At 66.7% G+C, this 14,305-nt stretch carries 15 protein-coding genes; 7 read left to right on the top strand and 8 right to left on the bottom strand.

All coding sequences use genetic code 11. The annotated features are described in order from the left end of the window. The first annotated feature begins 158 nt into the window (after window positions 1–158). Window positions 159–563 carry a DUF2471 family protein gene (locus tag LGN19_RS09435; RefSeq protein WP_122949076.1) on the top strand — a complete coding sequence of 135 codons (405 nt, stop codon included), beginning with the start codon at window positions 159–161 and terminating at the stop codon, window positions 561–563. A 239-nt stretch (window positions 564–802) separates the two neighbouring features. Here the strand turns inward: LGN19_RS09435 and LGN19_RS09440 are convergent, their stop codons facing one another. Then, window positions 803–2,836, bottom strand: coding sequence for an NADPH-dependent 2,4-dienoyl-CoA reductase (locus tag LGN19_RS09440; RefSeq protein WP_226214188.1), 2,034 nt, complete (start codon window positions 2,834–2,836; stop codon window positions 803–805). A gap of 85 nt (window positions 2,837–2,921) precedes the next feature. Between LGN19_RS09440 and LGN19_RS09445 the strand changes: the two genes are divergently transcribed. Further along, window positions 2,922–4,028, top strand: a complete 1,107-nt coding sequence (locus tag LGN19_RS09445; protein ID WP_226214190.1) for an AraC family transcriptional regulator — start codon at window positions 2,922–2,924, stop codon at window positions 4,026–4,028. Here LGN19_RS09445 and LGN19_RS09450 read toward each other — a convergent pair. The 3 genes from LGN19_RS09450 to LGN19_RS09460 form a co-directional block, all read right to left on the bottom strand. Beyond that, window positions 3,968–4,462 (bottom strand): aconitase X swivel domain-containing protein, encoded by a 495-nt coding sequence (locus LGN19_RS09450; RefSeq protein ID WP_226214192.1) that lies wholly within the window; start codon window positions 4,460–4,462, stop codon window positions 3,968–3,970. The genes LGN19_RS09445 and LGN19_RS09450 overlap by 61 nt on opposite strands. After that, complete coding sequence (locus LGN19_RS09455; RefSeq protein ID WP_226214211.1) at window positions 4,455–5,702, bottom strand: aconitase X; 1,248 nt, start codon at window positions 5,700–5,702, stop codon at window positions 4,455–4,457. The genes LGN19_RS09450 and LGN19_RS09455 overlap by 8 nt, the downstream gene beginning before the upstream one ends. Before the next feature lie 185 nt (window positions 5,703–5,887). Beyond that, window positions 5,888–6,316, bottom strand: coding sequence for a MarR family winged helix-turn-helix transcriptional regulator (locus LGN19_RS09460; protein WP_226214213.1), 429 nt, complete (start codon window positions 6,314–6,316; stop codon window positions 5,888–5,890). Window positions 6,317–6,406: 90 nt separating this feature from the next. Between LGN19_RS09460 and LGN19_RS09465 the strand changes: the two genes are divergently transcribed. The 5 genes from LGN19_RS09465 to LGN19_RS09485 all read left to right on the top strand — a co-directional run bounded on the left by LGN19_RS09465 (window position 6,407) and on the right by LGN19_RS09485 (window position 12,069). Further along, window positions 6,407–7,327, top strand: a complete 921-nt coding sequence (locus tag LGN19_RS09465) for a LysR family transcriptional regulator (RefSeq protein WP_226214215.1) — start codon at window positions 6,407–6,409, stop codon at window positions 7,325–7,327. A 107-nt stretch (window positions 7,328–7,434) separates the two neighbouring features. Further along, window positions 7,435–7,866: a MarR family winged helix-turn-helix transcriptional regulator gene (locus LGN19_RS09470; protein ID WP_226214217.1), complete on the top strand. Its 432-nt coding sequence runs from the start codon at window positions 7,435–7,437 to the stop codon at window positions 7,864–7,866. A gap of 64 nt (window positions 7,867–7,930) precedes the next feature. Continuing rightward, complete coding sequence (locus tag LGN19_RS09475; RefSeq protein ID WP_226214219.1) at window positions 7,931–9,025, top strand: HlyD family secretion protein; 1,095 nt, start codon at window positions 7,931–7,933, stop codon at window positions 9,023–9,025. Window positions 9,026–9,038: 13 nt separating this feature from the next. Continuing rightward, window positions 9,039–10,613 (top strand): DHA2 family efflux MFS transporter permease subunit, encoded by a 1,575-nt coding sequence (locus tag LGN19_RS09480; protein WP_226214221.1) that lies wholly within the window; start codon window positions 9,039–9,041, stop codon window positions 10,611–10,613. A 19-nt stretch (window positions 10,614–10,632) separates the two neighbouring features. Next, complete coding sequence (locus LGN19_RS09485; protein WP_226214223.1) at window positions 10,633–12,069, top strand: efflux transporter outer membrane subunit; 1,437 nt, start codon at window positions 10,633–10,635, stop codon at window positions 12,067–12,069. A 50-nt stretch (window positions 12,070–12,119) separates the two neighbouring features. On the opposite strand, the gene LGN19_RS09490 is transcribed toward LGN19_RS09485, so the two are convergent. The 4 genes from LGN19_RS09490 to LGN19_RS09505 form a co-directional block, all read right to left on the bottom strand. Continuing rightward, window positions 12,120–12,314 (bottom strand): hypothetical protein, encoded by a 195-nt coding sequence (locus tag LGN19_RS09490; protein ID WP_226214225.1) that lies wholly within the window; start codon window positions 12,312–12,314, stop codon window positions 12,120–12,122. Window positions 12,315–12,321: 7 nt separating this feature from the next. Next, the gene (locus LGN19_RS09495; protein WP_175221739.1) at window positions 12,322–12,945 is read right to left on the bottom strand and encodes a LysE family transporter; all 624 of its coding nucleotides are present in this window, start codon (window positions 12,943–12,945) and stop codon (window positions 12,322–12,324) included. 142 nt (window positions 12,946–13,087) lie between these two features. Continuing rightward, a complete protein-coding gene (yfcF, locus tag LGN19_RS09500; RefSeq protein WP_175221738.1) occupies window positions 13,088–13,720 on the bottom strand; it encodes a glutathione transferase in 633 nt (210 codons plus the stop codon). Between the two features lie 142 nt (window positions 13,721–13,862). Beyond that, window positions 13,863–14,273: a TIGR02594 family protein gene (locus LGN19_RS09505; protein ID WP_226214573.1), complete on the bottom strand. Its 411-nt coding sequence runs from the start codon at window positions 14,271–14,273 to the stop codon at window positions 13,863–13,865. Window positions 14,274–14,305 lie beyond the last annotated feature (32 nt).

The raw sequence follows: 14,305 nt of genomic DNA on the forward strand, positions 1-14,305 counted from the left end.
CGCTTGCCCGGTGCGGCCGCCCGCTTCGGTGGCCATCGCACAAAATCCTTCATCCGGGGCTTGAAACCGCGCCAAACACTGTATATATTTACAGTGCTTTTGCACCATTTGACCCGAATTCCGTCATTCACAGACGAACGGACTTTTGTGAGGCGACCATGTTCCAGGCATCCGCATTCGATCCCGAGCAACCCGGCTTCAACCCCGTCCACTTCGAGCGCGCCGCGCAACGGGCGGTCGTCGATCTGCAGCGTGTCGCCGGCGGCCCCGCGCAGCGGGCGCTCGGCCTGCGGCGCCGCACCCATCCTGCGGCCGTCCGCACGATGAGCTGGCAGGCGCTGCTGAACGTCGAAGAGCTGGCATTCTCGAATGCCGGCTTCCTGAACCGCAACGATCCGGCCGTCGTCGACGCGTTCATCCGGCTACGCGACAGCCGCCTGGTCGCCTCGGACGTCGAAGAGCCGGTCGACTGGCGTCGCGACGATGATGATCTGCCGGCCATCTACCTGATCGTCAAGGCGATGCTCGACGCGGAAGAGGAAGAGCGGGCAGAGGCGGCCTGAACGGCGCCGGCCGCTCGCGCTTGCCGGGGTCGTGCCGCCACGTTGCGTGGTGGCGCGGGACACCCGCTACATTGATGGCCTGTGCGCGCGTATCGGCGTATCGGCGTATCGGCGTGTCGGCGTGTCGGCGTGTCGGCGGATCAGCGGATCAGCGGATCAAATGGCAAATTGTGGTTCGTCGCGCCGGCAACGCGCCGTCACGCGACGAACATCGTCACGAACGCGGCAGCAACCGCCCGTTACAACCGGGCCGCGAGCCGCGCGCCCTGATCGATCGCGCGCTTCGCGTCGAGTTCGGCGGCCAGTTCCGCGCCGCCGATCAGGTGCACCGAGCGCCCGGCCGCCTGCAGCGGCGCGAGCAGCGCGCGCTGCGGCTCCTGCCCCGCGCAGAGCACGATCGTGTCGGCCTCGATCAACTCGTGATCGGTGCGCTGCTCACCGTACGACACATGCAGCCCGCGCGCGTCGATCAGTTCATAGTTCACGCCGCCGATCATCTTCACCTGCTTCATCTTCAGCGTCGCGCGGTGAATCCAGCCGGTCGTCTTGCCGAGCCCCTTGCCGAGCGGCGCGGCCTTGCGCTGCAGTAGCGTCACGTCACGCGCGGGCGCCGCCACCTGCGCACGCGTCACGCCGCCACGCGTCGCGGCCGGGTCGGTCACTCCCCATTCGGCCTTCCACTCTTCCAGATCGAGCGCCGGCGATTCACCTTCCTGCACCAGATACTCGGCGACATCGAAGCCGATCCCGCCCGCACCGATCACCGCGACACGCCGGCCGACCGGCTGCCTGCCCGCGAGCACGTCGATGTAGCTCAGCACGTTCGGCCCGTCCTGCCCCGGAATCTTCGGGTCGCGCGGCGCGACGCCGGTCGCGAGCACGATCTCGTCGTAGCCGCCCGCGATCAGGTCGCTCGCGTCGACGCGGCGGTTCAGGTGCAGGTTCACGCCGGTCAGCTCGACCTGGCGGCCGAAGTAGCTCAGCGCTTCGTGAAACTCTTCCTTGCCCGGAATCCGCTTCGCCATGTTGAACTGGCCGCCGATCTCGGCCGCGCCGTCGAACAGGTCGACCTGATGGCCGCGCTGCGCGAGCACGGTCGAACATGCGAGCCCGGCCGGACCCGCGCCGACCACCGCGATGCGCTTCGGTTGCGCGGCGGGCGTGTATTTCAGCTCCGTCTCGTGGCACGCGCGCGGATTCAGCAGGCACGACGCGATCTTGTTCTTGAACGCATGATCGAGACACGCCTGGTTGCAGCCGATGCAGGTGTTGATCTCGTCGGCGCGGCCCTGCGCGGCCTTGACCACGAACTCGGCATCCGCGAGCAGCGGGCGCGCCATCGACACCATGTCCGCGCAGCCGTCCGCGAGGATCTGCTCGGCCACTTCGGGACGGTTGATCCGGTTGGTGGTCACGAGCGGAATGCCGACCTCGCCCTTCATCTTCTTCGTCACCCAGGCGAACGCGCCGCGCGGCACCGACGTCGCGATCGTCGGCACGCGCGCCTCGTGCCAGCCGATCCCCGTGTTGATGATCGTCGCGCCCGCGCGCTCGACGGCCCTCGCGAGCTGCACGGTTTCGCTCCAGTCGCTGCCGTCCGGAATCAGGTCGAGCATCGACAGCCGGTAGATCAGGATGAAATCGCGGCCGACCGCTTCGCGCGTGCGCTCGATGATCTCGATCGGCAGCCGGATGCGGTTCTCGTACGAACCGCCCCACTGGTCGGTGCGCTTGTTCGTATGCATCGAGATGAACTGGTTGATCAGGTAGCCCTCGGAGCCCATGATCTCGACGCCGTCATACCCGGCCTCACGCGCGAGCTTCGCGCAGCGGACGAACGCGCGGATCTGCCGCTCGACGCCGCCCGCGCTCAGTTCATGCGGCGCGAACGGCGAGATCGGCGACTTGATCTTCGACGGCGCGACCGCGAACGGGTGATAGCCGTAGCGGCCCGTATGCAGGATCTGCAGCGCGATCTTGCCGTCTTCCGCGTGCACGGCATCCGTGATCTGGCGATGCCGCCGCGCGGCGGCTGACGTCATCAGCGTGCCGCCGAACGGCTTGGTCCAGCCGGCCACGTTCGGCGCGAAACCGCCCGTCACGATCAGGCCGACGCCGCCGCGCGCGCGTTCGGCGAAATATTCGGCGAGCCGCGGCAGCGTCTTGCGGCTGTCCTCGAGGCCCGTGTGCATCGAGCCCATCAGCACGCGGTTCTTCAGCGTCGTGAAGCCGAGATCGAGCGGGGCGAGCAGGTGGGGAAAGGTCGTGGTCATGATGAGCGTGCCAATTCGTGCCAATAAGCGATGCGTGACATCGTAGGCGCGCGCCGCCTTGAACGTGAGGGGGCAAACAGCCATAATGCTTGTCATTTCCGGCCAAGACGACATGACCTCCCCTCTCGCCAAGGACCGCCTCGGGCTGCGCCGGCCGACGATTCCGGTCGCCTATACGCGCCTGCTGCTGCAGGCGCTGGCCGAGCGCGGTGTCGATCTGGCCGCGGTGCGCGCCGGCACGGGCCTGCGCGACGCCGTATTGGCCGAACCGGACGCGCGCGTCGCGCCGTCGCAATGGGGGCGGCTCGTGCTCAACGCGATCGAGATCGGCGGCGATCCGGGCATCGGGCTCGCGTTCGGGCTGCTGCTGAAGCCGACCGTGCACGGCTTTCTCGGCTACGCGACGCTGACCGCGCGGGACATCCGCGAGGCGCTCGCCGTCACGCAGCGCTACTTCCGGATGCGCAACCGCCAATATCGCCTGACCTACGACGAAGACGAACGCGGCGCGACGCTCGAACTGCACGGCGTGCAAGCCAGCCCGGTGCTGCAGCATCACGTGATGTTCGAATTCGTGCTGACGGGGCTCGCGCAGAACATCTCGCAATGGGCCGGGCGCGCATCGCCACCGATCAAGCTGCAATTCGTGTGGCCTGAGCCGCCCTATTTCGCGCGCTATCGCGATCAATTGCCGCCGGTCGAATTCGGTTGTGCCGCGAACGCGCTGTGGATCGCGCGCGATGTGCTCGACTGGCCGCTGCCGCTCGCCGACGAAGTCGCGCACCGGCAGGCGCTCGTGCAGGTGGAACGCGAGTATGCGCAGGTGCGTCAGGAGGAAGGCGATCTGGTCGAACGCGTGCGCGCGGAGCTGGCACGTGGCGCCGGCGATTACCCGGGGCCGGAGACGCTCGCCGACGCGCTGCTCGTGTCGACGCGCACGCTGCGGCGCCGCCTGGAGGAAGCCGGTTCAAGCTATCGGCAATTGCTCGACGAAGCGCGGTTTCGCGACGCGAAGCAGTTGCTCGCCGCGTCGGATCTCGACCTGAAGACGATCGCCGAGCGGCTGCAATTCACCGACCCGGCCAATTTCACGCGCGCGTTCCGGCGCTGGGCCGGGCAGACGCCGAGTGCTTACCGGGAGGCAGCAGGCGGATTGGGGGAGCCGGCGTCAGGCGCCGCGTCGCCGACGTAAATCTTCGCAGCACCGTCACCCTCGGCCGCTTCGATCCGCACGTCCCCCGTCGCGGCGACGATCGCGTCGTACACGTCATCGGTCACGCACACCACCGGCACCGCGATCGCATACAGCTCGGCGGCCACGATCGCGCCGATCGAGATGATCAGGTCGCGCTCCTTCAGCACGATCCCGACCGGCCCCGTGCCGTTGCGCACGGCCTCCGCGAGCACGCTGCTGCTCGAACTCGAGCCCTTCGCATGCGGCATCACCATCACCTTGCCGGCGAGGCTCGCGCCGGCCTGCGGATGCCCGCGATCGACGATCTTTCCCGCGCCCGAGTCGTAGCCGCCCCAGAAGCTGAGCGGCTTGTCGAGCACGAACGTCAGCGCGCATGCGCTGCCCGGCACGAGCGTGTCGCCCGTCAACAGCTTGCCTGTCGCGTCAGTCATCGAATCGCACCTTTCCTTCATACGCCGAGCGCACGCATTCGCGCATGCTGCCGTACGCGACCGTCACGCCGATGTTCGCGGGCGCATACGACGCCCATTTCCCCGAATTGGTCATCACGAGCCCCGACAGTTGTTTCATCACCGGCGTGATGTACGTGCAGGTATCGACGACGATCTGGATGCCGCGTGCCGCGAATTTCTCCGCGAGACCGGCCTCCTCCAGCTCCCACAGGATGAACCGGCTCGTGTTCACGTAGAAATCGCAGGCGGGCTTGCCGTCGAACGCGTCGAGCAAGCTGTCGAGCGTGCGGAATTCGGCCAGCGAGAAATGCGGCGTGCCGAGCGCCACCGCGACGAGCGCGTCGCCGGCCGCGCCGTGGTTCAGCGTGTGGCGAATCGCGTCGAGATCGGCCATCGTGACGTCGACCGTGCGTTGCGCCGCTTGGCCGTGCAACGCGGCATCGAGCGTGGGCGCCTCGGGGGTCACACCGACCGCATGGAACAGCGCGACGGCACCGCTCGACGCGGCAGCCGCACCCAGCGCCTTGAGTTCGTCTTCGGTGGTGTCCGCCGGCAGCCCGACGATCGCCGGCACGACCGCGCCCGCGATCCTGCCGATCAGCAGCCCAAGCGCGGCGAAATAGATGTCGCGCGACGCCAGGCGGCGGAAGTCCGGCGCGTTGAACACGATCCGCGCGGCGCGGTTCGCTTCGACATGCAGCCCCGCATACGGCGCGCGCCCGGTGATCGCCGCGGCCAGGTCGAGAAAATCGCCGTACCGGCTCGTCCGCGCGCCGAGCACCGAGTTCGCGAACACGATCGCGTTCGATTCGGCCCAGGCGATCTGCTCGCCTTTCGCGGGACGGTTCTTCAACTGGTACGGCGCGCACGTGAAGCTCGATTCGCAGCCGAGCTGCAGATGCGCATCCATCAGGCGCTGCGCGTCGCGCTGGATCGTGCGGTCGCCGTGGTAGAGCTCGGGATGGATCAGGTCGAGCGAACCGACGTTCAGCGTGGTCGGCACCGCGACCTTCGCGCCGGTGTCGACGAAATACTCGACGAAGTCGAGGCTGGTCTGGCCGTGGTAAAGACAGCCGTCGATATGCGCGGACGTGATGTCGATCAGGTGCGGCGCGGACATCACTTGCGCCGTGCGCACGACGATCCGCATCGCGCGCGCGACGCCCTCGCCGAAATCCCCGCGCAGCATCGCGCTGTCGCGGTCACTCAACTGCAGCATCGGTGGCTCCTCTGACGCGTGCCGGCGGCGCCGGCCCGTGAAATCCGTCAGGGGACTCTACAACTGGAAATAAAAACTGTCCAGATCGCCATCGAACCGGACAGTTTCAAAAACCAATTCCCTCCCGCGAGCGCCACTAAAGAGGCCAATGGCTCGAATTCCGCTCCAGTTTGCCGCCAGCTCGTCTAGCGTTCCGCGGTCACACTGAACAGTTCGTCGCGCAGCGCCTTCGCGCGGTCGCGACCGAACTGCGTCTCGAATTCGTCCTGCGCGGCCTGCCATGCGACTTTTGCCTGCGCGAACGTGCGCTCGCCCAGCTTCGTGAGGCTCAGCGCATGCGCGCGCGTATCGTGTTCGGACGCGGCCGTCGCGACGAAGCCGTCGCGCTGCAGCGGCTTCAGCGCGCGCAGCAGCGTTGTGCGATCCATCACGAGCGCATCGGCGAGTTCACTCATCAGCAGGCCAGGCGTGCGCGTCAGGTTCGCCATGATCGAGAACTGGGCGGGCGTGACGCCAACCGGGGCCAGATGGCGCTCGTACAGTTGCGTGACGAAGCGCGCCGCCTGACGCAGCGCGAGGCAGTTGCACGCGTGGGCAATCGAGGTGTCGTTCATGCTTGGCAATTTATATGTGCATATGCATAAAGTCAATGTACACTCCGCCGTAACAAGGCCGGTGGCCGGCCTCGCGTCAAGGAGACGGACATGGACTACATCGACAAGCTGCGGATTTTCCGGTCGGTGGTGGAGATGCGCAGCTTCACGCGCGCCGCCGACATGCACGGCCTCGCGCGGCCTGTCGTGTCGCGCGCGGTCGCGGATCTGGAGGCGCGCTTCGGCAGCCGGCTGCTGCACCGGACCACGCGCCAGGTGTCGCTGACCGAAACGGCCGAGCGCATTTACGAGCGCTGCGCGGCCGTGCTCGACGAACTCGACTCGCTCGAAGCCGAAGCGCAGACGCACACGCGTGAGCCCGAGGGTCTGCTGCGCCTCGTCGCACACACGACGGCCGCGCTGAACCAGCTGGTGCCGCTGATCGCCGGCTTCAAGGCCGCACACCCGAAGGTACGCCTCGACGTGACGCTGACCGAGCGCCCGGTCGATCTGGTCGGCGAAGGCTATGACATCGGCATCGTCGTGCCGTACATGCTGACGAACGAATCGACCGTCGTGCGGCTCGTCGAACGGATTCCGCTCGTGATCGTCGCGACGCCCGCGTACCTGCGCGCCCATTCGCGCCCGGTCACGCCCGCCGACCTCGCCGACCATCTGTTCGTGCCGATGTCGCCGTCGCTGCGCCGGCCCGCGCTGTCGTTCCGCGTCGACGGCAACACGCTGACCGTGCCGTTCCGCTTCGACATCTCGTCGAACAGCCCCGTCTTCAACCGCGAAATGGTGTTGCATGACTTCGGCATCGGCGTCGTGCCGAAAACGCTCGTCGGCGCCCAGCTCGCGTCGGGCGCGCTCGTGCAGTTGCTGGCCGACGCCGATCTCGTCGACGCGTTCGTCGAGATCAAGCTCGCGTACGCGAACCGCGCGCTGCTGCCCGCGAAGGTCAAGGCGTTCATCGACTACACGGCCGCCTACTGCGACCGCGAAGGCTGGATTGTTCCGGCGGCGGCCTGATCCGGCGCGCGAACGCCCCGGTCTGCCGCCGATTGGTACAGCCACGACACCAATCTGATCCTGCCCCGACCATCGATTCGCACCGCCCCTCACCCTAATATGTGTACATGCACAAGACGACGCTCACCGATGACGATTGCTTCGCGGTCCGGCAAGCCGCCCGCCGGATCTCGCAGTTCTACGAGCGCTATCTGTCGCGGGCGGGCGTGACGCCGTCGCAGTACAGCATTCTCGCGCTGCTGCGCGACCGGCCGGGCCTGACGATGGCGACACTGTCGACCGTGCTGGTGATCGAACGCACCGCGCTGCTGCGCGCGCTCAAGCCGCTCGTCGGCGCGGCGCTGGTGGCCGGCCGGATCGAGCCACGATGCCGCCGCCAGACGTTCGCGCTGACCGCGCACGGCGAAACGAAGATCGCCGACGCGCAGGTGCACTGGCTCGCCGCGCAGGAAGCGTTCGAGCAGCGGTTCGGGTCGACGCAGGCGGCCCGCCTGAGAGACGAATTGTTCCGGATCACGCACAACCTGCCGGAACGCTAGCCCTTTCCCCGATCGACGACATGCCGTCGATCGACTTGATAAGTGCATATACATAGGTGAATCGATGGATACGACCCAAGCCGCTGCCTCATCCCGTGAAGCAGCCACACTCGACCAGCCCGCGAAGCAACAGCGCCGCGTGCCGTGGATGCGCATCGCGGTGGGTGCCGTCGTCATCGTCGCCGCCGCCGCCGCGCTCGACTGGCTGTTCGTGCTGCGTTTCCAGGAAAGCACCGACGATGCGTATGTCGGCGGCGACGTGACGGTGCTCGCGCCGAAGGTCAACGGCTTCGTCGACAAGATCCTCGTGACCGACAACCAGCGCGTGAAGGCCGGCGACGTGCTCGTGCAACTCGATGCGCGCGACTATGACGCAAAGCTCGCGCAGGCCAGCGCCGAAGTCGACAGCGCCCGCTCCGCCGTGACCGAACTCGCGGCGAAGCAGCAACTGCAATACGCGGTGATCGGCCAGCAGGCAGCCGACAAGAACGCGTCGTCGGCCGAACTCACGCGTGCCGCATCGGATCGCGTGCGCTACCGCGAGCTCGTGAAATCCGACGCCGTGTCGAACCAGATCGTCGAACGCGCGGACGCCGATTACTCGAAGGCCGGTGCCGCCGTCGAGCGCAGCGACGCCGCGCTGCTCGCGTCGAAACGTCAGCTCGACGTGCTCGGCGCGCAGCTCGCCGATGCGCAGGCCCGCGTGAACACCGCGCTCGCCGCGCAGCGCGTCGCCGCGCTCAACGTCGAATACACGACGATCCGCTCGCCGGTCGATGGCTACGTCGGCAATCGCACGGGCCGCGTCGGGATGCTCGCGAACGTCGGCGTGCCGCTGCTGACGGTCGTGCCGGCTGCCGGGCTGTGGATCGACGCGAACTTCAAGGAAGACCAGCTGCGCAAGATGCACGCGGGCGATCGCGTCGACGTGTCGCTCGATGCGTCGAGCACGAAACTGCACGGCCGCGTCGACAGCCTCGCGCCCGCCACCGGCGCAACCTTCAGCGTGCTGCCGCCCGAGAACGCGACCGGCAACTTCACGAAGATCGTCCAGCGCGTACCCGTGCGCGTGCATCTCGATCCGCAGCCGGGCCTCGATCACGTGCTGCGCCCCGGATTGTCCGCGGTCGTGACCGTGCATACCGGCCGCGCGAGCTGAACGGGAGACGACGATGACCACCGCGTTTTCCGGCGACCCGGCGTCGCAACCGACCAAACAGCGCGTGTTCGCGTTCGCGCTGATGTGCGTCGGCTTCTTCATGGCGACGCTCGACATCCAGATCGTCGCGTCGTCGCTGCGCGACATCGGCGGCGGCTTGTCGGCCAGCCAGGACGAATTGTCGTGGGTGCAAACGGCCTACCTGATCGCCGAGATCATCGTGATCCCGATGTCGGGCTGGCTGTCGAAAGTGATGTCGACGCGCTGGCTGTTCGCCGCATCGGCGGTCGGCTTCACGATCACCAGCATGCTGTGCGGCGTCGCATGGGACATCAACTCGATGATCCTGTTTCGCGGGCTGCAGGGTGCGCTCGGCGCCGCGATGATCCCGACCGTGTTCACCACAGCGTTCGTGCTGTTCCCCGGCAAGCAGCGGCTGATCGCATCGACGACCATCGGCGCGCTCGCGTCGCTCGCACCGGCGATCGGCCCCGTGATCGGCGGCTGGATCACCGACCAGTGGTCGTGGCACTGGCTGTTCTACCTGAACCTCGTGCCGGGTATCGCGGTGGCCGCACTCGTGCCGCGCTACGTGCACATCGACGAACCCGACCTCAGCCTCATCAAGCGCGGCGACTATCTCGGCATCGTGCTGATGTCGGGCTTCCTCGGCTGCCTCGAATACGTGCTGGAGGAAGGCCCGCGCAAGAACTGGTTCGGCGACGACGTCATCATGATCTGCGCATGGATCTCCGGCATCTGCGGCTTCCTGTTCATCGTGCATGCGCTGACCGCGAAGGATCCGATCGTCGACCTGCGTGCGCTCGTGGTGCGCAACTTCGGGATCGGCAGCCTGCTGTCGTTCGTGACCGGCATCGGGATCTTCGTGACCGTGTTCCTGACGCCGCTGTTTCTTGCGCAGGTGCGCGCGTTCAGCTCGCTGCAGATCGGCATGGCGCTGCTGTCGGTCGGTGCGTTCCAGCTGGTCGCACTCTGTGCGTATGCGTTCGCCGCGCGCTACTTCAGCCTGCGCGCGCTGCTCGTGTTCGGGCTGATCTGCTTCGGGCTCGGCTGCTACCTGTACACGCCGATCACGCATGACTGGGGCTGGCGCGAACTGCTGCTGCCGCAAGCGCTGCGCGGCATCGGCCAGCAGTTCAGCGTGCCGCCGATCGTGACGATGGCGCTCGGCTCGCTGCCGCAGTCGCGCCTGAAATCGGCCAGCGGCCTGTTCAACCTGATGCGCAACCTCGGCGGTGCGATCGGCATCGCGGTGAGCGCGACGATGCTCAACGACCGGCTGAACTTTCACTACCTGCGCCTGAACGAGCACGTGAGCGCCGGCCAGCCGCAGGTCGCGTCGCTGCTCGATCGCCAGGCCGCGTACTGGACGTCGGTGGCCGGCAACACGCTGGACACCGCGCAAGCCGGGCTCGCGAACCTGCACCACCTGATCTATCGCGAAGCGCTGACGCTCACTTACGCAGATGCGTACTACGCGCTGTCGCTGTGCTTCGTCGTCGCGCTGATCGCCGTCGTCTTCTCCAAACCCATTTCCCTGAACGCGCCGCCGCCGGACGCACACTGAGGTTGAGGTCATCACCATCATGAAAAAACTTCTCGTCGCCCTCGCCGTCAGCGCACTCGCCGCAGGATGTGCGGTGCAGCCCGCGCAGCATCCGGCACTTCAGGATTCGGTTCGCACGCTCGCGCCGGATGGTTGGGATACCGATGTGCCGCGCGCGGACATCGACGCCGCCGCGTGGTGGGCGCAATTCCACGATCCCGTGCTCGACCGGCTGATCGCCACCGTGCTCGACGGCAACCTCGATCTGCAGGCAGCAGCCGAACGCGTGAAGCAGGCGCAGGCGCTGACCGTGCAGAAGCGTGCGGTGCTGCTGCCCGAACTCGACGCGACTGCGCATGCGGCCGACGCGCGCCAGAACACGCCGCCGCCGCTCGGGTATGTGCGGCAGGCGGGTGCGGGGCTCGCGCTGAGCTGGTCGCCCGACGTGTTCGGCGGCGAACGGCTCGACCTGCTCGCCGCGCAGGCCGAACTCGTCGGGCAGAAGCATGCGGAAGATGCGATGCGGCTCGCGCTCGCGGCGGATGCGGCTTCCGCGTATGTCGATCTGCGCTGGGCGCAGCAGGAATTGAAGATCCTGCAGGACAACGCGAAGATCCGGCAGCATGCGCTCGAACTCACGCGCAAGCGGCAGGCGTTCGGGCTGTCGACTGAGCTCGACGTCACGCGTGCGCAGAACCAGCTCGATGCACTCGAAGCGCGGATTCCGCCGACGCAGGCGCAGATTGCACATCAGCTCAATCTGATTGCCGTGTATTCGGGGCGCACGCCGGAATCGGTCGATCGGCTCGTGCTTGCGCAGGCCGGCGAGATTCCGGCGCCGCCGGTGGGTGCGCCGGGGACGTTGCCTTCGCAGGCGTTGCTGCGGCGGCCGGATGTGCTGACCGCGTATGCGCAGGTCGAGCGGCGGGCGGCGCAAGTCGGTGTGGCAAAGGCCGAGCGGTATCCGAAGTTTTCGTTGAACCTGACGGACGGGATTCTCGCCGCTTCCTATCTCGGGTTGCCTACGTTGACCGATAACCTGTTCAGTGCCGCGTTGAGCGCGACTAGCCCGATCTTCAATGCGGGACGGATTACCGCCGATATCTCGCAGAGCGAAAGCCGGATGCGCGAGTCGGAACTCGGGTTACGGCAGACGATGCTGCAGGCGTTGAGGGAAGTCGAGGATGCGCGCGCGAACCTCGTCAGCTCCGATGAGGCGTCGCGCAGGCTTGGTAGTGCGCTTTCTGCTTCGGATAAGGCGCTTGGGTTGGCGAATCAGCTCTATAAGGGTGGCGCGACTGATTTTCTGGATGTGCTGTCCGCGCAGGAGGTTTATCTGCGGGATTCCGATTCGTTGAATCAGGTCAAGCGCGAGCATGCGCTGGCAGCGGTGGCGCTGTATCGGTCGCTTGGGGGTGGGTGGAGCAGGAATGACGCGGCGGGTGGGCCGGAGGTGGAGGCGGTGGCGAAGAACTGAGCGTGATCACGATACGGCGCCGGCATCAACACTTGCCGGCGCCCCGCCCGTCAGCCACACGATCCCAGACATTGGACCGACGACAACGCGATCAGATAAACCGCCGCCCACGCAATACCCAGTCCTGCGACAACGGCGACGATAACGGTGAAGATACGCGTGATGGGTTTGTGCCAGAACCGGATCGCAACGAACACGCCGGCTGCCAGCAGGAGCACGACGAGGATCGGGCCGAGCACGCTCATTACAGCGTTATCGGTCGAGTGCCAGCTTCGCGCCGAGCCCCAGCAGGATCGTCCCCATCACCGCGTCGATCGGCTTGCGCAGTTTCGCGTAGCCCGTCTGCACGCGGTTCGTCGAGAACAGCACGGCGATCGTGCAGAACCATGTCACCGATACGGCGACGACCACGGCCAGCGTCGCGCCATGCACCCATGCCGGCGCATGCGCGGGCAGCAGCGTGACGAACAGGCTGCCGAAGAACGCCGCGGCTTTCGGGTTGGTCAGGCCGACCAGCAGCCCTTTCCGGTAGGCATGCACGCCGCCGCGAACGACCGGCTGGCTCGCGGCTTCAGCCTGCTGTGCCGACTGACGCAGGCCCGACAGCGTCTTGATGCCCAGATAGATCAGATACGCGGCACCGGCGATGCGAATCGCCTCGTACAGCCACGCGAGCTTCGCGACGATCAGCCCGAGCCCGAAAATCGCCATCGCGGCCCAGACCGCATGCGACGACGCGATGCCCAGCGCAGCCAGCAGGCCCGCGCGGCGATTGCCTAGCGCATGGGATGAAACGGCGATCAGGTCGGGACCGGGGCTGACGCACGCCAGCAACATCACGCCGCCGACTGCGGCGAGTTGGGGAAGATAGCTCATGGCGGTTCGGGAGGATTCGGGTGAAGGGGGAAAGTCGGCTTACTCTAGCACGCCGATTTTGGTTGCATGGGGGACGGTCTGAGACGCGGCACGCGGGCAGCCAGCCCCCTCTCTGTCGCACCGCGCCCCTTGCCCCCGCGATTTACAACGGCGGCCGCTTCAGCTTCACCCAGCGCTGCACCGACGCCCGCTCCCACTGCGCACGCGCATAGTCGGCGAGGCGCTGCGGCACCGGATCGTCATTCAGCACCAGACGGTTCAGCATCACCGCCAGGTCGACATCGGCAATGCTCCACTCGCCGAACAGGTTGGCCGCGCCCGGCGCGAGCAGCTTGTCGGCAGCCGCGAACAGCTTCTGCGCGGCGGCTTGCGCCAAGCTCGACAGCGGCTCGCTCGACGGCCCGTAGAACAGCACTTCGGTCGACCGCTCCGTACGAACCGGCATCAGGTCGCTGCGCAGCCATGCCTGCACCTGTCGTGCATGTGCACGCTGGCGCGGCTCGACCGGATAGAGCCGCGTGCCCGGAAATATCTCGTCGAGATACTCGGTTATCGCCGACGATTCCGACAGCGCGAAATCGTCGTGCACGAGCGTCGGCACGCGTTGCGTCAGCGACGTCGCCGCATAGTCGGGGGCGAAATGCGCGCGGTTGCCGAGATCGACGGTTACCAGTTCGTAAGGCAGCGCTTTTTCCTCGAGCGCAACGAAGACCGACATTGCGTATGGGCTCGTGTATTGCGTATCTGCGTAGAGGCGGAGATTACCGGTTTGCACTGCTGGCTCCTTGAGGGTGCTGAGGCCGGCGGCTGCGGGTTGGCGCGCCGACGGGCTCCGGGTGGGTCAATACAGTGCGTGACAGATTAGCAGCGGCAGATACGGCGGAGATTGCAGTTTTGTGTCCGCTGCCGCTGCGAGGTCATCCAGCGTCGGGCCAGCGGTATCCGATCACTTCGTTCAACGGGTACGCGAGTTCACGGACTTCTTCCAGCTGGTTGCCGCCGAAGAGATACACCTGTTCGTCGTCGTGACGCAGGTAGAAACCGACATGCCCTTTCCAGCTCGCGGGATCGTCGCGCGTCAGGATCGCGATACAACCGTAGACGGGGCGCTCCAGCGGCCGGCCCCATTCGAGCCATGAGCGTGCGAGTGCGGAACCGGTGCCGCCAATGCCGGCGTGCTTCATGCACCAGTTGACGAAGGACGAGCACCAGGAAATTTTGTCGTCGTAGCCGACCAGGTTCGTCTGGTTGTTGTATTCGACGATGCGCGGGTTGATGCTGCCGGGTGGGTGGCGGCGGATGCCGAGTTCGGCCATCGCGACGGGCATCCACGGTGGATGGTCGGCGTCCGGTTTGCTCT

The sequence above is a fragment of the Burkholderia sp. AU30198 genome, from assembly GCF_020419825.1.
GTDB lineage: Bacteria > Pseudomonadota > Gammaproteobacteria > Burkholderiales > Burkholderiaceae > Burkholderia.